At 33.1% G+C, this 25,558-nt stretch carries 24 protein-coding genes and 1 pseudogene; 8 read left to right on the forward strand and 17 right to left on the reverse strand.

The features are described from left to right. Positions 1-17: 17 nt before the first annotated feature. Both GKZ88_RS02095 and GKZ88_RS02100 read left to right on the forward strand, forming a co-directional pair. Positions 18-581, forward strand: coding sequence for a hypothetical protein (locus GKZ88_RS02095; RefSeq protein WP_155100745.1), 564 nt, complete (start codon positions 18-20; stop codon positions 579-581). Between the two features lie 35 nt (positions 582-616). Then, the gene (locus tag GKZ88_RS02100; protein WP_155100746.1) at positions 617-3,340 is read left to right on the forward strand and encodes a DNA gyrase/topoisomerase IV subunit A; all 2,724 of its coding nucleotides are present in this window, start codon (positions 617-619) and stop codon (positions 3,338-3,340) included. Positions 3,341-3,383: 43 nt separating this feature from the next. Here the strand turns inward: GKZ88_RS02100 and GKZ88_RS02105 are convergent. From GKZ88_RS02105 to murQ, 8 genes and pseudogenes are all read right to left on the reverse strand, one after another. Next, positions 3,384-4,043, reverse strand: a pseudogene (locus GKZ88_RS02105) (AAA family ATPase); the annotation flags it as partial. A 129-nt stretch (positions 4,044-4,172) separates the two neighbouring features. Continuing rightward, complete coding sequence (locus GKZ88_RS02110; protein ID WP_155100747.1) at positions 4,173-4,799, reverse strand: 3'-5' exonuclease; 627 nt, start codon at positions 4,797-4,799, stop codon at positions 4,173-4,175. Between the two features lie 2 nt (positions 4,800-4,801). Then, on the reverse strand, positions 4,802-6,724 hold the full coding sequence (locus GKZ88_RS02115; protein ID WP_155100748.1) for a DUF294 nucleotidyltransferase-like domain-containing protein: 1,923 nt from the start codon (positions 6,722-6,724) through the stop codon (positions 4,802-4,804). A gap of 189 nt (positions 6,725-6,913) precedes the next feature. Then, entirely contained in the window at positions 6,914-7,285 is a 372-nt protein-coding gene (locus GKZ88_RS02120; protein ID WP_155100749.1) for a DNA topoisomerase IV, read from the reverse strand. 278 nt (positions 7,286-7,563) lie between these two features. Then, positions 7,564-8,139 (reverse strand): DUF1572 family protein, encoded by a 576-nt coding sequence (locus GKZ88_RS02125; protein ID WP_155100750.1) that lies wholly within the window; start codon positions 8,137-8,139, stop codon positions 7,564-7,566. A 2-nt stretch (positions 8,140-8,141) separates the two neighbouring features. Beyond that, on the reverse strand, positions 8,142-8,714 hold the full coding sequence (locus tag GKZ88_RS02130) for a pentapeptide repeat-containing protein (RefSeq protein WP_155100751.1): 573 nt from the start codon (positions 8,712-8,714) through the stop codon (positions 8,142-8,144). A gap of 106 nt (positions 8,715-8,820) precedes the next feature. Further along, entirely contained in the window at positions 8,821-9,042 is a 222-nt protein-coding gene (locus tag GKZ88_RS02135) for a DUF6095 family protein (protein WP_017498392.1), read from the reverse strand. Positions 9,043-9,116: 74 nt separating this feature from the next. Further along, on the reverse strand, positions 9,117-9,929 hold the full coding sequence (gene murQ / locus GKZ88_RS02140; RefSeq protein ID WP_155100752.1) for an N-acetylmuramic acid 6-phosphate etherase: 813 nt from the start codon (positions 9,927-9,929) through the stop codon (positions 9,117-9,119). A 231-nt stretch (positions 9,930-10,160) separates the two neighbouring features. On the opposite strand from murQ, the gene GKZ88_RS02145 reads away from it, so the two are divergent. Then, on the forward strand, positions 10,161-11,315 hold the full coding sequence (locus tag GKZ88_RS02145; protein ID WP_155100753.1) for a helix-turn-helix domain-containing protein: 1,155 nt from the start codon (positions 10,161-10,163) through the stop codon (positions 11,313-11,315). A gap of 155 nt (positions 11,316-11,470) precedes the next feature. Beyond that, a complete protein-coding gene (locus GKZ88_RS02150; RefSeq protein WP_155100754.1) occupies positions 11,471-13,855 on the forward strand; it encodes an outer membrane beta-barrel family protein in 2,385 nt (794 codons plus the stop codon). 239 nt (positions 13,856-14,094) lie between these two features. Here the strand turns inward: GKZ88_RS02150 and GKZ88_RS02155 are convergent, their stop codons facing one another. Further along, on the reverse strand, positions 14,095-14,763 hold the full coding sequence (locus GKZ88_RS02155) for a ZIP family metal transporter (protein WP_155100755.1): 669 nt from the start codon (positions 14,761-14,763) through the stop codon (positions 14,095-14,097). Between the two features lie 91 nt (positions 14,764-14,854). After that, a complete protein-coding gene (locus GKZ88_RS02160; RefSeq protein WP_155100756.1) occupies positions 14,855-15,619 on the reverse strand; it encodes a class I SAM-dependent methyltransferase in 765 nt (254 codons plus the stop codon). A 135-nt stretch (positions 15,620-15,754) separates the two neighbouring features. Here GKZ88_RS02160 and GKZ88_RS02165 point away from each other — a divergent pair, with 135 nt between their 5' ends. The 3 genes from GKZ88_RS02165 (at position 15,755) to GKZ88_RS02175 (ending at position 17,999) form a co-directional block, all read left to right on the forward strand. Beyond that, positions 15,755-16,912, forward strand: coding sequence for a THUMP domain-containing protein (locus tag GKZ88_RS02165; RefSeq protein WP_155100757.1), 1,158 nt, complete (start codon positions 15,755-15,757; stop codon positions 16,910-16,912). 141 nt (positions 16,913-17,053) lie between these two features. Next, positions 17,054-17,290, forward strand: coding sequence for a hypothetical protein (locus GKZ88_RS02170; RefSeq protein WP_155100758.1), 237 nt, complete (start codon positions 17,054-17,056; stop codon positions 17,288-17,290). Positions 17,291-17,306: 16 nt separating this feature from the next. Then, positions 17,307-17,999, forward strand: coding sequence for an aspartate/glutamate racemase family protein (locus tag GKZ88_RS02175; RefSeq protein WP_155100759.1), 693 nt, complete (start codon positions 17,307-17,309; stop codon positions 17,997-17,999). 73 nt (positions 18,000-18,072) lie between these two features. Here the strand turns inward: GKZ88_RS02175 and GKZ88_RS02180 are convergent, their stop codons facing one another. From GKZ88_RS02180 to rlmD, 3 genes are read right to left on the reverse strand one after another with little or no spacing between them, the layout of a single operon-like run. Next, a complete protein-coding gene (locus tag GKZ88_RS02180) occupies positions 18,073-18,891 on the reverse strand; it encodes a DUF6048 family protein (RefSeq protein ID WP_155100760.1) in 819 nt (272 codons plus the stop codon). Then, positions 18,863-19,420 carry a DUF6452 family protein gene (locus tag GKZ88_RS02185; RefSeq protein WP_155100761.1) on the reverse strand — a complete coding sequence of 186 codons (558 nt, stop codon included), beginning with the start codon at positions 19,418-19,420 and terminating at the stop codon, positions 18,863-18,865. Before GKZ88_RS02185 ends, GKZ88_RS02180 begins: the two co-directional genes overlap by 29 nt. A gap of 10 nt (positions 19,421-19,430) precedes the next feature. After that, positions 19,431-20,843 (reverse strand): 23S rRNA (uracil(1939)-C(5))-methyltransferase RlmD, encoded by a 1,413-nt coding sequence (rlmD, locus tag GKZ88_RS02190; RefSeq protein WP_155100762.1) that lies wholly within the window; start codon positions 20,841-20,843, stop codon positions 19,431-19,433. A 161-nt stretch (positions 20,844-21,004) separates the two neighbouring features. Here rlmD and GKZ88_RS02195 point away from each other — a divergent pair, with 161 nt between their 5' ends. Next, the gene (locus GKZ88_RS02195; protein ID WP_155100763.1) at positions 21,005-22,054 is read left to right on the forward strand and encodes a HAMP domain-containing sensor histidine kinase; all 1,050 of its coding nucleotides are present in this window, start codon (positions 21,005-21,007) and stop codon (positions 22,052-22,054) included. A 12-nt stretch (positions 22,055-22,066) separates the two neighbouring features. Here GKZ88_RS02195 and GKZ88_RS02200 read toward each other — a convergent pair whose 3' ends face one another. The 4 genes from GKZ88_RS02200 to epsC all read right to left on the reverse strand — a co-directional run bounded on the left by GKZ88_RS02200 (position 22,067) and on the right by epsC (position 25,416). Beyond that, complete coding sequence (locus GKZ88_RS02200; RefSeq protein ID WP_155100764.1) at positions 22,067-22,477, reverse strand: hypothetical protein; 411 nt, start codon at positions 22,475-22,477, stop codon at positions 22,067-22,069. A 146-nt stretch (positions 22,478-22,623) separates the two neighbouring features. Further along, positions 22,624-23,610 (reverse strand): aldo/keto reductase, encoded by a 987-nt coding sequence (locus tag GKZ88_RS02205; protein WP_155100765.1) that lies wholly within the window; start codon positions 23,608-23,610, stop codon positions 22,624-22,626. Between the two features lie 125 nt (positions 23,611-23,735). Continuing rightward, positions 23,736-24,623, reverse strand: a complete 888-nt coding sequence (cysM, locus tag GKZ88_RS02210; RefSeq protein WP_155100766.1) for a cysteine synthase CysM — start codon at positions 24,621-24,623, stop codon at positions 23,736-23,738. Position 24,624: 1 nt separating this feature from the next. After that, positions 24,625-25,416 carry a serine O-acetyltransferase EpsC gene (gene epsC / locus GKZ88_RS02215; RefSeq protein ID WP_347343847.1) on the reverse strand — a complete coding sequence of 264 codons (792 nt, stop codon included), beginning with the start codon at positions 25,414-25,416 and terminating at the stop codon, positions 24,625-24,627. Between the last annotated feature and the right edge of the window lie 142 nt (positions 25,417-25,558).

Raw genomic sequence — 25,558 nt, forward strand, 5'->3', positions numbered from 1 at the left:
AAATCCAAATCTAATTTATGAGGAAAGCATTTTTTTTGATTTTTATCGTGATACTTATTTCCTGTAAAAAAGAAAACACAGAATCTTCAATCGTAAGTGAGAAAACACAAGTGAGTAAATCAAAAAGTGAAGCAATCAAAAGAAAAGATTTTCCTTTAAAGAATTTATCTAAAGTCGAGGTTTTGTCTTATGAAGATCGAATGCGATGGGATAGAAAAATTACGAAGAAGGATAATAAATATACAAAAGATCTAGTTGTTCATTTTAAATTGAATTTTGATAGTACAAAGGTTAAAGAAAGGGTATTATTAAATTCAGTATTGAAATCAGAATTACTGGAATTAATGTTTCAGGATAGCTGTAGGGTAGAAGAGTTACCTTCAGATTGTTATATGCCACGGCATATGATACTTTTTAGAGATCAAAAAAATAGAATAATTGGTTATAAAGAGCTTTGTTTGTCATGTAAAGGTTTTAGAGAATCAAAAAATCTTGAAAATTACAATGGCTTTTGCTTTAGTCAAATGGAAGAGCTTTTTAAAAAAGCTGGTATAAAATATTTTGACGATAATTATGAATAAAAGAAATAGTTTACTGAAATAATTCAGCATATAAAATGAAAGACGAAGAAGACGATAACATAATTCCAAACGACGACGAGAATAATCAAGATGAAAACCTGATGGATGATAATCAGGATGGAGATGACGATGAGATTATCAACGTAGATGCCAAACATTTCGAAGGACAGCATTTTTACGAAAATCAGGAAGAAGAAGGAGAAGACGTTATTACCAAAGTAACGGGAATGTACAAAGACTGGTTTTTGGATTATGCTTCGTATGTAATTCTGGAACGTGCAGTTCCTGCTATCGAGGACGGATTTAAACCGGTTCAGCGTCGTATTATGCACTCTTTAAAAGAGCTGGATGATGGTCGTTATAATAAAGTTGCCAATGTCGTTGGTCACACCATGCAGTATCACCCACACGGAGATGCGAGTATTGGTGACGCAATGGTGCAAATTGGTCAAAAAGATTTATTGATTGACTGTCAAGGGAACTGGGGGAATATCTTAACGGGCGATGGAGCAGCAGCTTCGCGTTATATTGAGGCACGTTTATCTAAATTTGCTTTGGAGGTTTTGTATTCTCCAAAAATCACTGATTGGGGCGTTTCGTATGATGGTCGTCGTGCTGAGCCAAACAATCTTCCTGTAAAATTTCCATTGCTTTTGGCACAAGGAGCAGAGGGAATTGCGGTTGGACTTTCAACTAAAGTTTTGCCTCATAATTTCAATGAATTAATTGATGCTTCAATCAAGATTTTAAAAGGAAAATCTTTTACGTTATATCCTGATTTCATGACACAAGGTATTGCCGATGTGTCCAATTATAATGACGGACTTCGTGGTGGACGTGTGCGTGTGCGTGCAAAAATTGCGCAATTAGACAAAAATACATTGGTGATTACACAAATTCCGTTTTCTACCAATACATCGAGTTTAATTGACAGTATTTTGAAAGCCAATGATAAAGGTAAAATCAAAATCAAGAAAATTGAAGACAATACCGCTGCCGATGTTGAGATTTTAATACATCTTTTCCCGGGCGTTTCTCCAGACAAAACAATTGATGCTTTGTTTGCTTTTACAGCCTGTGAAACCTCTGTAGCGCCTTTAGGTTGCGTTATTGAAGATAATAAGCCATTGTTTATTGGTGTTTCTGAAATGTTGAAAATTTCAACACACAGAACAGTTGATTTGCTTCGTCAGGAATTAGAAATTCAGTTAGAAGAATTAAAAAATAAATGGCATTTCTCTACTTTAGAAAAAATCTTCATTCGTGAAGAAATGTATATTGATTTCAAATTATATTCGGATAGAGAATCACTTTATAAATATTTATATGATCGTTTTGATCCGTTCAAAAAATCATTTGTCAGAGAAATTAACGATGATGATTTACAAAGACTGACTCAGATTCCGATGATTCGTATTACCCGTTTTGACTCTGATAAAGCTGATGATTTTATTGCGAAGTTAGAAGACGAAATGAAAGAAGTAGAGCATAATTTGGAGCATTTAACCGATTTTGCAATTGCTTATTTCACCAAATTAAAAGAGAAATACGGAAAAGGCCGTGAACGTCAGACAGAACTTCGTGTTTTTGATAACGTTGAGGCTACAAAAGTAGTTTTGCGTAATACAAAATTATACGTAAACCGTGAAGAAGGTTTTGTTGGAACCAGCTTAAAGAAAGACGAATATGTAGGCGATTGTTCTGATATCGATGATGTTATCGTGTTTTTACGAGACGGAACATTGATGGTTACAAAAGTGGATGCCAAAACGTTTATCGGAAAAGACATTATTCATGTTGCAGTTTTTGACAAGAGCGATAAACGTACCATTTATAATATGATGTATCGTGATGGAAAATCAGGTCCATCATATATCAAGCGTTTCAATGTTTCAGGTGTAACACGTGACAAAGCTTATGATTTAACTAACGGAACAAACGGTTCGCAAGTGGTTTATTTTTCGCATAATCCAAATGGCGAAGCTGAGGTTGTAACCATATTATTACGCCAGGTTGGAACGATTAAGAAGCTAAAATTCGATATTGATTTTGCTAAATTAGCGATCAAAGGACGTGCTTCAAAAGGGAATTTGGTAACCAAATATCCAATCAAGAAAATCGAATTAAAAGAAAAAGGAATTTCGACTTTACTGCCAAGAAAAGTTTGGTTTGATGATACTGTAAAACGTTTAAATGTTGATGCAAGAGGAGAATTGCTTGGGGAATTTAAACCAAGTGATAAAATTCTAGTAATTAGTCAGACTGGAAAATTAAAAGTCATTATTCCGGAATTATCGACTCACTTTGAGGAAGATATGATTATTTTGGAAAAATGGAAACCTAAAAAACCAATTTCGGCTATTTATTATGATGGAGAAAAAGAACGTTATTTCTTAAAACGTTTCCTTGTTGAAAATGAAGGAAAAGAAGAAAGTTTTATTACAGATCATCCAAATTCGCAGTTAGAAATCGTGTCGACAGATTATCGTCCATTGGCACAGTTGGTTTTTGCAAAAGTAAAAGGTGTACAAAAAGAAGATTTACATATAGATGTTGAGGATTTTATAGCTGTAAAAGGCTTCAAAGCTTTAGGAAATCAATTAACAGCAGATAAACTGAAACAAGTTAATTTATTAGAGCCTTTGCCTTATGAAGAACCTGTCGAAGAAGTTCCTGAAAAACCAGAATTATCAGAAGATGATGAGTCAGTTGAAACAGAACTAGATGATGACGGCCAAATAGGTTTGGTTTTAGAATAAGAAATGAAAACGCTAAGATTAAGTTCTTAGCGTTTTTTTTGATTTAATTTTCAAGAGAAGAAAACGCTTCTTCTTTAGTCCATTTTACTTCATTGTTTTCAATTTTTACAGAAATAATATCTCCATCTTTTACTTCTCCAGAAATTATTTTTTTTGCTAAAGGCCTTCTTAAATGTGTTCTGATAATACTTTTAATGGGTCTTGCGCCGTATTTGGCGCTGTAACCATTTTCGGCAAGGTAAAGTTTTGCCTCCATGGGAATTTCAACTTGAATATTGATGTTGGTCAGTAAATCTAAGAATTCTTTTTTAAGATGTATATTGAATATTTTTAATGCATTTTCTTTACTGATAGGTGCAAAAGGTACTATTTCAGTCAAACGTCCCAAAAATTCAGGTCTGAAATAATTTCCCATAATTTCCATTAAAGAATTTGAAGTCGGAATTTCTCCGTTATTAAAAGTATTCACAATATGGTCTGCACCAATATTTGAAGTAAAAAGAATAATGGCATTCGAAAAATCGCCTTCCTTTCCTAAACGATCGTGTAATTTTCCTTCATCCATAATTTGCAGGAAAATATCAAAAACAGAAGGGTGTGCTTTTTCAATTTCATCGAATAAAACAATAGAATAAGGCTTTTGTCTGATCCTGTTTACTAGCAAACTTCCCTGTTCATAGCCTACATAGCCTGGCGGAGCACCAACGAATGGGATTATTTATGTGATAGTTTCATGAAAAATTTAAAGAATAGATCTTCAAATGTATTTCCGTATCGATTATTTATAGATAAGTAAAATCGAAGAAAACTTGACTTCTTAAAGTCAAGTTTTCTATTTGAAAAGATAATTCAAATTGATTTCTTTTTTCTCTTTCAGCTTTTTTACAATTTTCAAGAAAGCGATTGCCGTAATGTAAGCATCGCCCAATGCCGTGTGACGGTCTTTTTTAGAAATATCAAATTTATCCGCAAGATCGTCTAAAGTGTAATGGTCTTTTCTTTCAAATAAATGAGACTTTATTAAGGTTTTTTTATATAAATATGCTGTATCTAAACGTTTGTTGGTTAATTCTGGCAAACCATTTCTCTCGAGAGCTTTATTGATCATTGTAACATCAAAAATAGTGTGATGCGCAATAATAATTGAATCGCCTAAAAATGACAAAAACTGTTGCAAAGCCTCTAATTCATTTGGACGCTGAATCACAAATGCTTTTAAAATACCATGAATTTGAGCGGTCGATTTGTCGTAATGATCTTGTTCGATATATACTTCAAAACTATTTTGAATCGATATAATTCCGTTTTGAAGAATTAATGCGCCAATGCATAATATTCTGTCATTTTCATAGTCAAATCCGGTGGTTTCTGTATCTAAAACTACAAATCGCGTGTTTTCGATAGTGACACTTTCATCAAAAAGATTTTCTTCTTTCTTGAAAAAATTGAATAAACTCATGATTATACCAGATTTGAAATATTAAAACGCACTGAAATTAATTCCTGAAGTTCCTTAATGGTTTTAAAAGTACGTTTCAGCTTAATTTTTTCCATCTTTGATAACGATTCCAAAGCAATAAACTGGCCAGAATCATGGTGTAAAAGTCCTTGTTTGGTTCTAAATTTCAATAAAGCCTTAAACGAATAGGAACAAGATAAATACAATTCACGATTGTTCGGTTCCAGTTCTGCTAATTTCTCAAATCGTTCTGCAGTATTGCTGATCGATTTAACCGAATGTGATAAAATTAAAACTCGCGCTGCATCGGTTAAAGGCATTAATGCTCTTCGTTTAATATCAAAATTATCTTTGTTTGCACCATCTTGTTCGACTAAAAATTGTCTAAAAAAACCAGTAGGAGAAGGGCTTTGCAATGCACCACTTACCAAATGCATATAAAAAATTGGGTTTGCTTTTACGTTTTCAAAAATAGAATCCGATAATTGATTTACGATTTCGGCATCGCCATAGGTCATACTGTAATCAAAGAAAATGAAAGAAAGTAAAACCTCATTTTTGCCCGGATTGGTGATCCAATGATATACCTGGCTTTTCCATTCGTCCAAACTCATACACCATTTTGGACTTGAAGCCATCATATCGGCGGGACAATAATCATAACCAATATCAAAAAGTCCTTTGTTAACGAGAGAGGCAAATTTCAAAAAGTAAATTCTTGTTTCATCTCTAAAAACTTCAGAAACATTTTCATACACAATTGCATTATCTTGATCCGTATGCAACATTTGCTCACCTCTTCCTTGACTGCCAAGCGCCAGCCATGCAAATTTTACAGGTGGAGGACTGCTCATTTTTTCCAGACAAATCTCGATAACGCGTGTAGTACAAGCTTCGTTTAACTCCGTTATAATTTTAGAAATCAGTGTCATAGGAATATTTTGGTCTAAATATCCCTGAAGCAATTGCATGATTCGGTTTCTGATGGGTTTTATTTCCTTGGTTTTCTTAGCTCTTTTAAGTGCTTTTATTAAAACTGCTGGATTATTTCCCAGCGCCACCATAACATCATGTTTTGATAAAATCCCAACGGCTTTGGTGTTGACCGTTCCATCTTTTGTTAGACATAAATGACTGATATTACTTTTCATCATCGCCATTTGCGCCTCGGTAACCGTCATTTTTTTAGGATAGGTAATAACGGGTTTCGTCATTATAGTTTCGGCAGTTGTCATAATCGAATAATCGCCGGTTACGATTTTGTTTCGAAGATCTTTATCTGTCAAAATACCAATCGGAAGCATTTCATCTACAATTAATATTGCTCCGACTTTTTTCTTATTCATAATTTTTGCAACATCTCGAGCCGTTGTTGACGGACTACAGGTAACAATTTTTTTTGAATACTTTATTGGTGTTAAATCAAATGAATCGTTATTTGAATGCCGATTTTCGTTTAATAAATCATCGTCTCCATACAATTTATCTTTATGAATATCTGAATACGGATTTCGCGTGTTCGAAGCATAACTTTCAATAAGGAAATTGCCAACATTTCTGTTTTCAAGAGCATAAGGCTTAAAAACCGCAATCGGAATTGCATATAAAATCGTTTCTTCATGTGCTACAGCTTCCATAATATAATTTTCCTGCGCCAAAAGCGGACGCAATCCAAAAATATCACCTTCGTCGCACATATCTAAAACCGTATTTTTTGTGCTTTTTTTCAAAGCAACGGCACCTTTATGAACTACATAAAAAGAATCATGAGTTTTGTCATTTTCAGCAAAAATCACAGCGTCTTTTTCTTTGTAAACAATAGAAATCTGTTCCGAAAGTTTCTCCAAATCCATTTGATGTAAAAAATTAAAAGGCGGGAAATTCTTTAAAAAGTCGGCAACTCTTTGCGAAATGGTATTTTTCATTTGGTTAGTTTAAAGTCCTAAAATACTATTTAAAAATTTAAACGTGAAATAAACACGTTTCTTTTTTTGGGGACAAAGGAACAAAGGTGCAAAGCGACAAAGTTTTTTCTGTAATGGTAAAAAAAACTTTGTGACTTTGTGTCTTCGTGGCAAATCAAAAAAAAAAGCCCCAATCTGGGACTTTAATTTTTATTCAACTTTATAAACTTTGCCTTTCTGTTTCTCTTCAGAGCCAACTAAGCCAAATTCAAACGTGTATGAATCTTTCGAAGTCGTTAAAATTTTCATACTGATTGCTTTTTCTTCAGCCATATTTTTTGGATGTTTTTTCTGCAAAACGTATTCGCAGTCACTAACCCAGCGCACAGTTGCCGTATCTGTTTTTCCTTCAAAAGTTTCGATTTCAATGCTGTCGTTTCGCTCAAAAAAGGTCGTTTTTTTTACGCCGTTTACTTCAGTCTCAAACTTGAATTTTCCGTTTTTAAAATCTTTGCAATTGTGTTCTGCGTTATAACAAGATGCTAATGCAATTAACGGAAGAAGGAATAGTATTTTTTTCATTTTAAATAAGTTTTTTTAGGAGCTTATTCCTGCTGTACGCTGTATCTTTTGTGGTGAACCCCACCACAAAAGGATGCCGCTTCCATCAGGGCTAGGGCTTTAGTTTTCAAAAGTTCTTTTTTAATTAAAGAATAAAAAGAAAATTACAAGAGTTATAAAAGTTAGAAAAAGCAAATTCCTTTTTTTGTTTTTAAAACTCTGTTCTTCACTTAAATTTGTTTTACAGAATTTAATTAAAATCCACCAACATGTCCCGCCAAAATTTGCATAATATTCTATCATTTCAATCTCTTTAATTCATCATCTGTAAAGTTCTTGATTTCTTTTTCTTTGGCAAACTTTTCAGCATTATAATTTCCAGATTTATTCTTTGGAATCGATAAACTATTCCATTCGCTGTTTTTCAATTGTTTGGCATAAAAAACAATTTGTCCAACATGATAAGGATAATGCGCCAATTGTCTGTTTATGGCTTCAATAACAGTGTGACCTTCATTTCTGATATAAATAATATCTGAAAGCTGTTCTGGTTTCAAACTGTTTAGTGTTTCAAGAAAAACATTCCAGCCTTTATTCCAAACTTCTAATACTTCTTCTTTTGACTGTAAATCATTTTCGAATTCAGCGTCACGGTTGCGCCATTCTTTCTCGCCGTCAGAAGTCAAAAAATCAGTCCAGCGCGAAAGCATGTTGCCTGAAATATGTTTTATAATAGTTGCAATACTGTTTGTGTCTTCGTTAATAGCAACAAAAAGCTGTTGAGGTTCTAATTGGTCAATCGCTTTTTCGCCCAGCATTTTATAATATAAAAATTGCTTTTTTACGCTTTCCAAATAAGATTGAGCAGTTTCCATATTTATACGATTTTAATATCATACTTATCTAAAAGCCCAACAATTCCATCATTAGAAAATTGTGCTTTTCGCATTGGATTAAATTCGGGATCAATTTTATAATTATAGGCTGTTTTAAAATTAACTCCGGCCAATTGTGTTTCATTAAAAATAGCACCTTCAAGATTGCAATTATCAAAAACAGAACTTGTTAAATTAGTTCCAATAAAAGTTACTTCGCGAACCGAAGAATCAATAAACTTGGTTTTGGGCATTTTTTTGTTGGAAAATATGGCATAATCCAAGACACTTTCTTCAAAATGAACCTGAAATAAAAAATCGTCACATTCATGAAAAGCAATTCCAAGAAGTTTACAGTTTCTAAAAGTGACATTTTTTAAACTTGTTCCGGCTAAACTTGTCATTGAAAGATTGCAGTCAATAAATTCGCAGTCTAAAAAGCTGTTAGAATTAAAATTACTGTTAGAAAAATCACAGTTTTTAAAAACACAATCCTCAAACTCCCGATTGTTTATTTTTTTATCGATATAAATAACCTTCTCGAATGTTTTTTGAATGTGAATTATGTCTTCCATTTTTGTTTGGATAAAAATAAGTTTTTTGTTTTTTAAGGTTTCAATATTAAACCCGATAGTCCCGAAGCCTTGGGATAAATCTGTGGAGTTTGCTTAGTGAACGAAATTAGTCATTAAACAAACCTTTCATAATGATTTTCAATCCATAAAAAATCAAAAACATAGCACTTAGACAAGCTACGATACCAATTCCTAAAACTAAATAGTGCCAATTTGTATGTTGATTCATAAATGCATTATAAATCAACGAAGGCCCAATAAATAGTAATGGCAGCGAACCAGATAAATATTTAATTCCTTTTCCTAATAATTCTTTATTTGTTGCCATGTTTTTTTGTTTCAGGTTTTTTTTGTTTCAAGTTTGTCGTCACTCGAAATGACAAACTGGGTATTGAAAACCTTTTACTTGTTATAATTATCAACAGCATTTCTCACGCTGCCATATTTCTTTAATAATTCTGAAGCTTCATCATATGAAACCGGAATTTCTTCCATAATCATTTTTACACCGCGATCCACAAGTTTCACATTGCTCAATTGCATATCGACCATTTTATTTCCTCTAACTTTTCCAAGTTGAATCATTGCTGCAGTCGAAATCATGTTTAAAACTAGTTTTTGAGCTGTTCCGGCTTTCATTCTGGAACTTCCAGTTATAAATTCTGGACCAACCACTACTTCAATAGGAAATTGAGCAGTCAACGCCAATGGACTTCCCGCGTTGCAAGTAATGCATCCAGTAACAATATTATTTTGATTACAAGCCTCTAAACCGCTGATAACGTACGGAGTTGTTCCAGATGCAGCAATACCAATTACAACATCAGTAGCGTCAATATTATACTTTTGGAGATCAATCCAGGCATTTGTGGTACTGTCTTCAGCATTTTCTACTGCACGTCTTATTGCTGTATCACCGCCAGCAATAATTCCGTTTACTAAATCAAAAGGAACACCAAATGTTGGTGGACACTCCGAAGCATCGACAACGCCAAGTCGTCCTGAAGTTCCTGCTCCAATATAAAACAGCCTGCCTCCTAATTTTAGTTTAGCCACTATTTGCGGAATTAAAGCTTCTATTTGAGGCAACGCTTTTTCAACCGCATACGGAACCGTTTTGTCTTCTTGGTTAATATTGGATAACAATTCATGAACAGACATTTGTTCTAAATGTTCATATTTTGATGCTAGTTCAGTAGTTTTGGTAAATGTCATTTTTATCAGTTGTTTAGACTCGTCAAAATTAATGTTTTTTCTTTCAATCGCGAAATTTGAAACGCAAAGTCACAAAGATTTAAAGTTTTGTTTAGGTTGTTGCGAATTCTTTCTTACATCTTTGTTAAAAGAACATTGTATTTTGTAGTTTTCATACTTTATCATCGAATACTTTCTTAAAGCTTTATTAGATAAACTAAAATATTATATTTGTTATTATATAAAAGATAAATGGATAAGTTAGTTTTTTTGGACGGGGTTGCCCGGATTGCTGTTTTTATTTCGTTACTGCTTGCACTTTTTTTATTTACCGTAAAAACAGAGAATAAATTAGCTAATCGATTATTTGCTTGTTTTATAACTTTTTCAGCAATTGATTTCAGTGGTCTTCTTGATTTCTCATTTCCAGCTGAATATATTCATTTAGAGATTTTTAGAAGTACATTTTGTTTGCTAGAAATGCCTTTGATATATCTGTACGTTTTTGCAGTCTGCTATTCTGATTTTCGTTTGAAATGGAAACATTTACTATACTTAATACCTTTTATAGTAATGAATATAGTTTTAATGCCCAGATTTTATTTAAAATCAGTTATAGAGAAACAGCAATTTTTAGCTAGTTTCAGTACAATGCCTGAAGTGTATTTTTTTCAGATTCTAATCGAATGCCAATATTGGTTTTACATTGTCAGCATATTTTTGATTTTAAGAAAATACAAGAAAATCTATCTCGAAAATTATACTAATCCCAGTACTTCTACCTACAAATGGCTTTTTCAAATGAATTGTGTTTTTGTAGTAATGCATTCTATTACAGCTTCAAAGAATTTGTTGCGTTATACTGCTTCAAGAGATGTTTTTCTTTGGGGAAATGTTTTAATGGTAATTATGGCTTTAAGTGTAATATGCTGGTTTGTAATGAAAGCATTAAATCATCCAGAACTTTTTCGAGGAATTAATTCCGGATTGCCTTTAACTAAAGACTTTCTTCCTAAAGAAAATAAAGAAAATAATGAGATAACCGAAACAGTAAATGATCAGGATGAAGCTGTTCTTTCTCAAATTGCGGTATTAAAAAATTATATGATAGAGAAGGAGCCTTATCTTGATCCGTCACTTACGATTCAGGAATTGGCCAATCAAATTGATATTCCGGTTCGGGATTTGTCTGTTTTGATCAATCACCAAATGGATCAGCATTTTTTTGATTTTGTAAATGAATATCGCATTCAAAAAGCCATGAATATTTTAAAAGATGGGTCTAAAAGTGATCTTACTGTTTTAGAAATTTTATACGAAGTTGGTTTTAATTCGAAATCTTCGTTTAATACCTCTTTTAAAAAATATACTAATTTAACGCCAACAGCGTACCGAAATGCTTCATAATTAAAGCTTTGTAAAAAGTCGTACTTCATACCCAATAAAGTCGAACCGATTTCCTGAATAGAAATTGGTTCGACTTTTTTTTGTCGGTCGAATCTGGAAAATTTCTAAGGCAACTTTGCTTCAAATTAATCGAAACAAGTTTAAAATTAGAAACCATGAAAAAAGCAAACCTCCTTATCTTCTTATTATTGCCACTATTTTGTTTAGCACAATCCCTTCAATTAAAAGGAAAAATAACAAGTGAAAAAGAAATATTAGAATGGGCAGATATATCAATTTCAAATTCAGAAGGAAAAATAATTGACGGAACAACAAGCAAACAAGATGGAACTTTTGAAATTAATCTTAAAAAAGGAACTTATAAAATTGGAATCAGTCTTTTGGGATTTACCGATTTTGAAAAAGAGATTTCCATAGAAAAAGATACAGATTTAGGAATTATCATTTTGAAACAAAGTGAAACCCACTTGGTAGAAGTCGTTATTCAATCTAAAAAGAAAACAATAGAGCAAAAAACAGATCGTTTGGTTTATAATCTTGAAAATAATGTAACAAATGTGGGCGGTGATGCTTTAAGCGCCATTAATACTGCGCCGGGCGTTGTCGTGCAGAATAATACAATTAATATTTTAGGAAAAGGAACTTCCCGCGTTATGATTGACGGAAGAATGATTGAATTAACGGGCGAAGAACTGAATAATTTTCTGAAATCAATTTCGGCCAGTGATATTAAAAATATTGAAATTATCAGTAATCCGCCGGCAAAATATGAAGCTGAAGGAACTGGCGGACTTATTAATATTATTATGAAAAAAGGAACTCGTGATTCCTGGAAAAATACAACTACAGTTTCTTACGATCAAAATAAATACGGAAATTTTACTTTGAGGGATAATTTCTTTTACAGCAAAAATAAATTTCGTTTCTCAGCAAGTGTTAATGGAAAAACAGGTTATAAAAATGTAGATGAAGTTTCGGATGTGTATTTTGCGGATGGACTTTCCAAAATGACTGCGACAACAAAACTAAAAAATGAAAATGTATCAGGTAAATTGGCCTTAGATTATGATTTTTCAGAAAAGACAACAATCGGTTTTCAATTTGTAAATGATAAAAATAACCCGGATTTTAAATCAAATATTAGAATCGACCGATATAATACGCAAAATCAATTAGAAAATTATACACTTAATAATAGTTCTGCAGACAGAGGATCTGGAAACCAGACCTATAACGCACATTTGATTACAAAACTAGATCCTCTAAACAGAAAATTATCATTTGATGTTGATTATTTCAATTACAATTCAAAATTTGATAGAGATTTTATTGCAAACAATTACGCATCAGATGGAACTTTTATAGATGTAAATCAATCAGGACGAAATATTTCTAATCAGGATATTGATAACGTGAGTTTTAAGGCAGACATGGAACATCCGCTTCAAGCGTTGAATTTATCTTACGGTGCAAAAATAAGTTTTACAAACAGTTTAAGCGATGTACTTTATTATAATACAATTACGGGAACTCCGGAATTAGATCCGAATCAATCGAACCAATTTAAATACACCGAAAATAATCAGGCAATTTATATTAATGCTGATAAAAAACTTGATGAAAAATGGAATTTCCAACTTGGATTAAGATTAGAGAATACACAAACAAACGGTTTTTCAGAAACTTTAAATCAGGAAACGATTAATGATTATTTGAAGTTGTTCCCAACAGTTTTTGCTTCGTACAAGAAAAATGAAAACAATACTTTTACTTTAAATTACGGAAAAAGAATTAACAGACCTCGTTTTGACTTATTGAATCCTTTTCGTATTTATATCAGCAGTAACAGCTATTCAGAAGGTAATCCGTTTTTAAAACCATCGTTTAGTGATAATTTTGAATTTTCACATTCGTATAAAGAAATTTTAAGAACGAGTGTTTCTGTAAATGCAATTACAAATGGCTATGGCGTTTTATTTACATCAAATCCCGAAACCAATACGCAGATTGTGACACGAGAAAATTATTTTAAAAGCTTAAATTATAGTGTTGGAGAAACGTATTCGGCAAGTTTTGCAGATTGGTGGTCAAGTGAAAATTCATTGTATTTTTTAGGAGCCAAAACTGAATTTATAAAAGATATAAATGCAACACCATCAAATAGTCTGCAAATTGATTTTTCGACCAATAATACTCTTATTTTAGGAAAAAACACAAAACTTCAGATTGATTTTTCCTATTCTACGCCTTATGAAAGTGGTTTGTATAAAATAGGATATAGTTCAAGTTTTGATATTGGATTTAAGCAGGATTTATTAAATAAATCGCTTCAAATTGCATTTTTGGCAAACGATATTTTTAATACTTCTTATTTAAAAGATTTTACTTCGATTGTAAATGGTGTAAAACAAGTCTATACCAATAATGAGGGTAACAGATTTGTACGTTTATCTGTGGTTTATAATTTTGGTAACAAAAAGATAAATATAAAAGAACGTGCTTTTGGAAATCAGGAGGAGAAAAAGAGAGCGGGGAATTAATTAGATAATTAGAAAATGTGTCAATTAGAAAATTATCTCATTATCGAATTGGCACATTTTCTAATTTATTTATTTATTTATTAAAAAAGAATGCCAATAGAATTCTGAGTACAATCATGGAAACTTTTGCGACATTAAATTGATGAGCTTCGATGCTTTCGAAAAAAATCATTGAAGTAATATTGAATAAATTAGAAAATTATCTCATTATCAAATTGACACATTCTCTAATTTATTTATTATAAAAAGAATGCCAATAGAATTCCGAGAACGATCATGGAAACTTTGGCGATGTTGAATTTATGGCCTTCACTGCTTTCGAAAATAATAGTCGAGGAAATGTGGAATAATATTCCGATTACGATGGCAGTTATTTCGGTGTAATAATTGTTTAGAAAGGCTAGATATTCGGATGCAATTGTGCCTAATGGTGTCATGATCGCGAAAGTCAGCATGAAGGCAAAAATGGCTTTTTTGTTAAGATCAGCATTGATGAAAAACGTGGTAAGAATCACGGCAATCGGCAAATGATGAATCGCAATACCAACCGCTAAATCATGATGATGACTTACCGGAAAACCTTCTAAAAAGGCATGAATACATAAACTGATGAATAATAACCACGGAATTTGAGACATTTTTGCATGCCCGTGAACGTGCCCGTGTTCGGCACCTTTGGAGAAAAACTCCAATACGATCTGGAATAAAATCCCAGCCATTATAAACAAACCAATATTATGATTATGTGATTCGTAAACTTCCGGTAAAAGATGCATTACGGTTAAAGACAGTAAAAATGAACCGCTAAAAGCTAGCAACAACTTTAAATTGGTTTTGTTGTTTGGTTTTAAAAACAAAGCCACGCCATAACCTAAAAGTACAGAAAGTAAGGGTAGTATATAACTCATTTTTTATTGTTTAATCGTTGATTTGTTAAATCGGTTAATTGTTTTTTTGTTTAGCGATTAAACGGTTAAACAATTAAACGATTCACCAATTTTATTTAAAAATCATGATTAATCGTTCGCTTTCGGTTTTGTGGAATTTTTTGAGTTTATAATCTCCAAAAATATCTAAAAGATAGATTCCGGCTTCCTCCATTAAATCCTGAAAATCTTTCAATGTTAACGCTTTTACTTTTTCGGTAAAATGAAATTTTCGGCCTTGATCTTCAAAATCAATTTCTTTAAAAATATGTCCGTCTTCAAGGTATCTTTTAATTTTAAAATCGATTCCGTCAACGGTTTTAACTTCTTCGGGAACCAAAGTTTCGATTACCTGATTCACATTCATAAAATCAATTACGGCAAAACCATATTCAGATAAACTTTCTTTGATCGCTTTTAAAGTCGTAAGATTATCATCGTCACTTTCAAAATAGCCAAAACTCGTAAACAAATTAAAAATAGCATCAAATTTTTCTTCGAAAGCCTCACGCATATCGTGCACTTTAAAATGAAGGGTTTCGTTGCTGTTTTTATTGGCTTCGGCGATGCTGTTTTCAGATAAATCGGCTCCTAAAACATCAAAACCTAATTGGTTTAGATATATAGAATGGCGCCCTTTTCCGCAGGCTAAATCAAGCACTTTTGCTTTTTCAGGAAGATTGAGATAATGCGTAAGATTATCCATAAAAATCTGAGCTTCTCTGTAATTTCGGTCTTTATAAAGAATGTGATAATACGGAGTGTCAAACCATGATGTAAACCAGTTTTCGGTGTTACGCTCCTGATTTGGTGTTGATGAGTTTGGTGCTTCAGACATTTATTCTATTTCAATTAATTCAAAGTACCGCAAATTTAGTGTATTTTTGCCGAAAAATAACTATTTCGCGACGATACGTAAATAAACGTTATACTATAGATGCGATTGGGGTTGTTTTTTAATACAAAAATAAAGATGGAAGAAAATTTTAGAATGATAGCCAAATGTTTTTTTGGTTTCGAAGAAATATTAGAAAACGAATTGCGTGCTCTTGGTGCTCAGGATGTCGAAAAAGGGGTGAGAATGGTGAGTTTTAAAGGCGATAAAGGGTTTATGTACAAAGCCAATTTATCACTGAGAACGGCGCTTAAAGTCTTAAAGCCGATTTATTCGTTCAGAGCCAATAACGAGCAGGCTTTGTATAAAGGAATTTCGGGCATAAACTGGTCTAAATTGCTTAATGCAAACCAAACTTTTGTTATTGATGCAACAGTGCATTCGACATATTTTAATCACTCTGAGTTTGTTTCTCAAAAATGTAAAGATGCGATTGTAGATCAGTTTAGAGAAAGAACGGGACAACGACCAAGCATCGATAAACAATATCCTGATTTAAGAATTAACGTTCATATCGATAAAGATCAGGTTTCGGTTGCTTTGGATACTTCTGGAAATTCACTGCACCAACGCGGATACAGAACTGCAACGAATATCGCACCAATCAACGAAGTTTTAGCAGCAGGAATTTTGTTGTTATCTGGCTGGGAAGGGCAAAGTCACTTTTTAGACCCAATGTGTGGTTCTGGAACTTTTTTGGCGGAAGCCGCAATGATTGCCTGCAATATTCCGGCAAACATCAACAGAAAAGAGTTTGCTTTTGAAAAATGGAAAGACTGGGACAACGATTTGTTTGATCAGATTGTAAACAGTTTAATGAAAAAAACAAAGGAATTTCATTATACGATAAAAGGTTTTGATAAAGCGCCAAGTGCGGTAAGCAAAGCCAAAGACAATATCAGAAATGCAAATCTTGAAGATTATGTAACAGTTTCTGAAGATAACTTTTTTGATACTGAAAAAGCGGTTGAAGGAAAACTGCATATGGTTTTCAATCCGCCGTACGATGAGCGTTTGGATATTCAGATGGAGAAATTCTACGCTAGTATTGGCGATACTTTAAAGAAAAGTTATCCTGGAACAAACGCTTGGTTTATAACGGCAAATCTTGAAGCTTTGAAATTTGTTGGACTAAAGCCTTCAAGAAAAATTAAACTTTTCAACGGAAGCCTTGAAGCACGTTTGGTAAAATACGAAATGTACGAAGGAAGCAAGAGAACGAAATTTCAGATCTAAGACGCTAAGTTTCTGAGGTACTAAGGTGCTAAGAGATTTGGCTTGCGAAATTTAGTTATATAATAATTTAGGTTCAAAGCTTAAGTTCTAAAAGAAAACCTTAGAACCTTAGCATCTCAGAACCTCAGCAACTCAAAAAAAATGACAAAACTACAAGTAAGAGCTTTTTTATATCAATTAGGAACTTTTGCGATTCTGTTTATTTTGGGCAGATTCATTGTTTCGCAGTATACAGGTTTAACGGGATTTTGGATTCCAATGACTTCTTTTATTGTGGCAACTCTTATTGGACCTAAATTTCAGGCTGTAAAAACTAAAGATGGTGAAAAGCTTTTTATGAAATGGATTTTTATAAAAGGGATTAAAGAAATCGGATAAAATTTTAATCAGCATTATGAAGAAAATTGGACTTATTGGCGGTATCAGCTGGGTTTCAACGGCTGATTATTATAAGCTTATTAATGAAGGAATAAACGAGAAAATGGGAGGTTTGAACTTCTCTGAATGTTTGATTTATTCTTTTAATTATGCCGATATCAAAAAGAATAACGATAACAACGATTGGGATTCAACTTTTAAAATGCTTTTTAAAGGATGCGAATTTTTAAAATCGGGCGGGGCAGAAGCGATTGTTTTATGCGCCAATACGATGCATCTTATTGCTGATAGATTGGAAGAAGCCATTGATTTGCCTCTTATTCATATTGCAACTGAAACGGCTGTTGAAATTCAAAAGCAAGAAATTAAAAAAGTCGGTTTATTGGGAACTAAGTTTACAATGGAATTGGATTTCTTTAAAGATAAACTAGCTGATAAAGGAATCGAAGCAATTATTCCAATTGACCAAGGTGATAAAGATTTTATTCATTACACTATTTTTGAAGAATTAGGCCGTGGTCTCGTTACTGATGAAACTAAAAAGCGTTATCTTGAAATTGCTAACGAACTAATTAAAAATGGTGCAGAAGGAATTATTTTGGGCTGTACTGAAATTCCGTTAGTAATAAAACCCGAAGACATTTCAGTTCCAGTTTTTGATACAACTTTGATACATTCAAAAGCAGCAGTTAATTTTCAGCTTTCTTAATAGCTTTAGAAATAAAATAAAAAACCACGAATTCAAAATTATGAGTTCGTGGTTTTTTAGTATTTGGTAAATTTTATTTTTTAGGTGCTTTTTTAGCCGGAACAACAGGAATAACCGTTTTCTTCTTGTAAATAGGGATAAAATAAGAAACAGTGTAGTTAAAGCCAATTCCGAAACTTCCATCATAAGTTCTATTAAAACCTGGGATGTACAAATTGTCAAAATTGTCTGGTTTTGTATTTGCAACCAACATTTTCAGCTGCACACCAAAACCAACAAATACATTATTAAAAACTTTTGCTTTTATACCCATTGCTACTTCAATCCAGCCAGCTGTAAGGCCACTATATTTTTGATGATCCACAATTGCAGGCTGTTCACCCCAATATGGATTTGCATTGTAAATTTTATAACTATTTAGTTCCTGACTAAATGTGCTGAAACCGCCTCGCATACCAATAGTAATCAAATTTTCCATATCAAGCCAGTTTTGATACAAATTGTAATCAAAACCACCTTTAATGTAGGTTCCAGTTGCTGATGAGTTTAATCTCTCATCGTCTGTCGTTTTATCTTCAAAACCAAGCTCAGCAGCTAAATAGTATTTTTTTGTCAAACGCCAGTCAGCTACAAATTCGATTCCTTTATAATCTTTGTCATAAAGACCACGAGTTAATTTGTACAAATCAACTCCCACACGAAGCCCGTAACGGTCTGTTTTTATGCTGTCGGCTTTTACTTCCTGCAAAGCAGGTTTCGTTACTGTTTCTGTTTTTGATTTTTCAGGAACGATTTCTTTGGTTACTGTAGTAGTCGGCGTTTCTTGAGCATGACCCAAAAACATTGAAAACAATAAGCAAAAACTAGAAATATACTTTAATGTGTGTCTCATTTTCTGTTTCAATGTTATATTTTTCTACAAAAATCTGCCTCATCCAGAAGCCTTTCGAATCTGGATCGGTTTTTATAAATGCGTTTGTTGGCGGAATTCCGTCAGAAAAAGGATCAAGAGTAAAAATGGTTTTAAAACCACAAGCTCTTGAAACATAAAGATTTTGAGTTGTATAATTAAATCTTACCTGGTCTACATTTATTGCTGCGGTATTTTCATTACCATCATCTAAAGTAAAGGTAAATGTCGAAAATTTTGCATTTGTTCTTAAAGGAATAGAAATTTTACTTCCGTTTGCTCTATACTTTGCATCACCAGTTGCGTTTTCATTAAAAATAATCCCTTCGGGCATATCTTCTCCAGTTACTTTTAAGTTGGTAACTGATTTAAGTGCAGAGGCATTGTCAGCATCATAAAATGTAATTACTAATCTTGGTGTTGTTGGAGTATCTGGATCGCAAATATCGTCTTTTTCACAACTTGATAGGCCAAAAGTAAAAATTAGTAAAACTGAAATTATTTTTCTCATTTATATTTTATTATCGAAGTTCTAAAAGTACAACATTTTCGACATGATGCGTTTGCGGAAACATATCAACCGGACGTACGCGCGTAACTTTGTATTTTTCATCCATCAAAGCTAAATCACGTGCTTGTGTAGCCGAGTTACAGCTTACGTAAACAACTTTTTTTGGAGCAATTTTTAAAATTTGATCAATTACCGCAGCGTGCATTCCGTCTCTTGGCGGATCTGTAATAATTACATCTGGTTTTCCGTGCTGTGCAATAAAAGCTTCGTTGAATACCACTTTCATATCTCCAACAAAAAACTCGCAATTAGTAATATTATTGCGTTCAGCATTTGCTTTGGCATCTAAAATAGCTTCAGGAACACTTTCTACACCAATTACTTTTTTTGCTTTTTTAGAAACAAACTGTGCAATAGTTCCGGTTCCTGTATATAGATCATAAACAGTTTCTTCTCCAGTCAATCCAGCATAATCACGCGTTATTTTGTATAATTCGTAAGCCTGATCAGAATTGGTTTGATAGAAAGATTTAGCATTTATACTGAATTTCAAGCCTTCCATTTCTTCCAAGATATAATCTCTTCCTTTATAAAGTTTTATATCCTGATCGTAAATAGTATCGTTTTGTTTTGCATTTACAACATATTGCAATGAAGTGATTTGCGGAAATTTCTCGTATAAATGATCTAAAACCAATTCACGGTTTGCTTTGTCATTTTCAAAAAACTGAATTAAAACCATGATTTCGCCTGTTGAAGCAGTACGAATCATTAAAGTTCTCAATAATCCAGAATGTTCTCTCGGATTAAAGAAAGCTAAGTTATGCTCATTGGCAAAAGTTCTAATTTCGTTTCTGATTGCGTTTGAAGGATCTTCCTGCAAATGACATTTTTGAATGTCCAAAATCTTATCCCACATTTTAGGAATATGAAATCCTAATGCGTTTCTGTTTCCTAAATCTTCTGTGCTTCCAATTTCTTTTTCGGTTAACCAACGGCTGTTTGAAAAAGAAAATTCCATTTTATTCCTGTAGAAAAACTGTTTTTCAGAACCTAAAATAGTTTCAAATTCTGGAAGTTCAACTTTTCCTATTCGCTGTAAATGATTTTTTACTTCATTTTGTTTGTAATACAGCTGTTGACTGTATTTCATATTTTGCCATTTACATCCGCCGCAAACACCAAAATGATCACAGATTGGTTCAATACGATGTTTAGAAAATTCGTGAAATTTCACGGCTTTTCCTTCGTAATATGCTTTTCTTTTTTTGAATGTCTGTACATCCACAACATCGCCGGGCACAACATTCGGAATAAAGATTACTTTTCCATCAGGAGCTTTTGCTACTGATACTCCTTTAGCTCCTGCGTCTAAAACTTCAATTTGATGAAAGACAACTTTGTCTGTATTTTTTCTTCCCATAGCGCAAAAATAAGGGTTTGAAAACTTTTATAAATTTAATTTTCAAAATATTTTATCAAATTGTTTAATTTAACATATAAATTGAGTTTAAAAGTTAACTTTGTTTCTTAGCAATTGTCCCAAGTGCTGCGTTTTTAACCTATTAGTATTGTTATTTTTTTATGAAGTTGTATCATAATCTGTCACAAATAAGTTTTCTTAAAAAGAGTTATGCTTTTAAATTTTTATTTGTTGCATTCATCGGAATTCATATTCCTTTAATAGGTATTCTATTATTTGTACTGTTTTCATCGTACAATATTTCTGTAGCCTCTGTTGTGATTTTTGCAATAATTATGACATTATTGGCTACTGCTGTGACATTGCTGGTTTTAAATCAATTGATTATGCCAATAGCTATTGCTTCAAAATCGCTGGATGATTATAGAAATAATCGTAAACTTTCGGTTTTGCCGACGGAATATACAGATGAAGCAGGTTTGTTGATGTGTAATATTCAAGAATCGATTTATGAGTCTGAAAGTTTTATAAATGAAAAACAAGATTTGATTTATATGCTTTCGCATGATTTGAAAAATTTCGCAGGAAATCCGCAGGGACTGGCAAAATTGATTTTAAGCGAAAATCCATCAGAATCTGTTAAACATTTAGCCGAATTAATTTGTGAATCGACTAATTTGCAATTTCGATACATCGAAAATTTTATAAAACTGCTGAAAGAACAGGATCAGGTTGCGAAGCTTAATCCCGAAGCTAAAACGATCGTTTTTACAGGGATTGTACCTTTTATAAATGAACAAGTGGAACAGCGTTTATTGGATAAAAATATCACGTTGAATTTAAGTTTAGATATATCTGAAGCAAAATTAAGAATTGACGAAGGTCTGCTGGTTCAGGTTTTAGTTAATTTGATAAGCAATGCAATAAAATTCTCCTATTTTGACAGCGAAGTGAAAGTCCGAATTTACAGTGAAGATTCGAAATTAAAGATTATTGTAGCCGATAAAGGAATTGGTTTTGATAAAAATCAAATCGAAGAATTATTCAAAAAATTCACTAAAATGAGCCGATTGGGAACTGCAAACGAATTATCAACGGGAATTGGTCTTTATTTATGCAAAAAAATAATCGAACGTCATAAAGGTACGCTGAACGCTGAAAGTGATGGTAAGAATAGAGGAGCTGAATTCAAAATTGAATTTGATCTTTAAGACTACTTGTGTTTAAAAAGCAACATTCCACAATAAAACTGGTTTTCGATCAGCACATCCAACTCCAGCGGGTGGCAGGGCAACGTCACAGGTCGAGAAAATATTCCATTTTACATTAAATGCTGCTCTTGCATCAGTATAGGTTTTTACTTTAGCTAAAAATGCAGCAGTATTTATTTTTTTTGAGTAAATAATGAATTTTTCAGGTCCGCCACAAGCTTTTGAACCAATTGCAGTAAAATCCCAATCTTTTGAATCTGTACAGGTCTCCGAATTTACTTTCGAAAGCGTTACAATTTCCTGATACATTTTCTCTAATTGCTGCAGGTCAGTTTCTTTGGCATTATTATCTTCAGCACGATCATTACTGCAGGAAGCAAAAATCAGACAAAGAGCAGCTGGTATAAAACTTAATTTTTTCATGGTTAGTGATTGAAGGTTAGTCTTATACATAGATGTGCCAATTCAAAAAAGGTTGCGTGGATAAAAAAGATAGTAAGGTTCTGAGATACTAAGATTGAAAAAAAACTTAGCATCTTAGTGTCTCAGAACCTTAGTATTTTAAAAAGCTACCATAAGTGATGAACAGATGGTTTTATGTATTTTTCATAAATTGCGTTCATTGCAATAATTTTTTCGGGACTTATTTTTGGAAGATTATAAACAGATAAATTTGATAAAACATGATCTGCTTTTGATGCGCCGGGAATAATACAGCTGATTTCTTCAAAATTCAAAATCCATTGCAGGGCAATAGGAGCAAGGTTTGGATTTTCTGGGAAGAGCGCTTTTAATTCTTCAACAGCTTTTAAGCCTAATTCATAATCAATTCCTGAGAATGTTTCGCCTTTGTCAAAAGCATCTCCGTTACGATTAAAATTACGGTGATCCTGCGGTTCAAAAGTGGTTTTCGAATCAAATTTACCTGTTAAAAGTCCGCTTGCAAGTGGAACACGAGCAATGATTCCGATGTCTTTTTTCTTCGCTTCTGAGAAAAACAATTGCGAAGGACGCTGACGGAACAAATTAAATATAATTTGAACTGTAGTTACATTTGAATATTCGATGGCTTTTAAAGCTTCTTCTACTTTTTCGACACTTACGCCAAGATTTAAAATTTTCCCCTGATCTTTTAAACGGTCAAATAATTCAAAAATTTCTGGACGATAATAGACTTCAGTAGGAGGGCAGTGCAGCTGAATCAAATCTAGCGCCTCTAATCCTGTTCTTTTTAAACTGTCTTCAACGAATTTTTGAAGCACTTTTGGCTGATAACCTTCATTTACATGCGGATTAATAAATCGCCCACATTTTGTAGCAACGTAAATACGCTCAGATCTTGAGCGCACAACACGCCCGACAGCAGTTTCACTTAAACCGTTTTCATAAACATCGGCAGTATCAATAAAATTAACACCATTATCAATTGCCGTATTGATAAGCGCATCGGCTGTTTTATCGTCAAATCCTGATCCCCATTTTCCTCCAACTTGCCAAGTTCCAAGTGAGATTTCAGAGATATTAAAGTTTGTTTTTCCTAGTTTTCTGTAGATCATTTTTTTCTTTTTAGTTAGAAAGGTTTAAAGAGACAAAGAGACAAAGTTTTTTGTTGAAAAGATTTAAAGTTTTTTACTCAGTTTAGAAACCTTTGTTACTTTGTGTCTTTGCAACTTTGTATCTTTTAATCAAATAAATCCGAAGACAAATAACGGTCGCCGCGATCGCAGATTACCGCAACCACAACACCAGATTCTAATTGTTCGGCTATTTTTAGGGCAACGGCAACAGAACCACCACTGCTCATTCCGGCAAAAACACCTTCTTCAAGCGCTAGACGTTTTGTCATTGCTCTGGCTTCGTCTTCGCTGACATCGATAACAGTATCAACTTTTGAGGCATCAAATATTTTTGGCAGATATTCCTGTGGCCATTTACGAATTCCAGGAATCTGAGATCCATCGCTTGGCTGCGCACCGATGATTTGTATAGCTGGATTTTTTTCTTTTAAATAAGTCGAAGTTCCAATGATCGTTCCTGTGGTTCCCATCGCAGATACAAAATGCGTAACGGTTCCTTCAGTATCGTTCCAGATTTCTGGACCTGTTGTTTTATAATGCGCTTTCCAGTTATCATCATTTGCAAATTGATTTAGCATGATATAACCGCCTTCTGCGACTTTTTTGTCGGCATAATCTCTAGAGCCAATAATTCCTTCTTCAGCAGGCGTTAAAATCACTGTAGCGCCATATGCACGCATGGTCTGAGTTCGTTCTTTGGTAGAATCTTCTGGTAAAACCAATTCAATTTCAATTTGAAACAATTGTGCAATCATAGCCAGAGCAATTCCGGTATTCCCACTTGTTGCTTCAATCAGTTTATCACCTTTTTTAATTTCGCCTCTTTCTAAAGCTGCCGCAATCATATTATATGCCGCTCTGTCTTTTACACTTCCCCCAGGATTATTTCCTTCAAGTTTCAGTAAAAGTTTTACGTTTTTATTTTTAACCAAATTGACAGTTTCCATCAATGGAGTATTTCCAATAAGGTTAACCAATTTCTGTGGACTCATTTTATTTTTTTTCTTTTATTTTAACTTCTGTTGTAGTAGTATTCAAAACGATAGAATCTGCAGGAACAGATTTTGTAATCCACGCATTTCCGCCCACAACACTATTTTTTCCGATAATAGTTTCTCCGCCTAAAATTGTTGCATTGGCGTAAATACAGACATTTTTTTCTACAGTAGGATGACGTTTTGCATTTTTCATCTCTTTGCTTACGCTCAAAGCGCCAAGCGTAACACCTTGATATATTTTTACATGTTTTTCAATGACTGTGGTTTCGCCAATAACAATTCCGGTAGCATGATCAATAAAAAATGGCGATGCAATTTTAGCTCCGGCGTGAATATCTGTTCCAGTAATGCGGTGTGCATATTCACTCATTAATCTAGAAAATAATAATAAATCGAGTAGATATAATTCGTGGCTTAATCTATAAATGGCAATGGCATAAAAACCTGGATAAGCCAGATACACTTCATCAATACTGTTTGATGCAGGATCATTTTCTAAAATATAAGCTGCGTCTTCATTTAACTTTTCTAAAACACCCGGAAGTTTCTCTAGAAATCTGTCCCAGATTGATTCGCATAAGTTTTCTGGTTTTTGGCATGCCAGAACTGCAATCTCTTTAAAACGAATTTCGAGATCGTCAATGCTTTTGTCTAAAGCGGCATTCGAATCAAAAAGTGTGTAAAAAAGCTTCTCGGTAAAATCTTCTGTTTTAGTTTTGATTCCGTAATTTATGTTTGAATGGCTTTTTAAAGCTTTGATATTTTGTATGATAGTGTCTTTTGTCACAATGGTAAAATTGATTGAATGTTTTCAAACGTTAAAAGTAAGGCGTTTTTTGTAAATAAGGGCAGGAATTAACTAAAGAAATTTTGTGTTGGCAATCCTATTTGTGATAATTAAATGATTGATAAATACGATTAATTTGTAT

The sequence above is a fragment of the Flavobacterium sp. LC2016-01 genome, from assembly GCF_009711135.1.
GTDB lineage: Bacteria > Bacteroidota > Bacteroidia > Flavobacteriales > Flavobacteriaceae > Flavobacterium.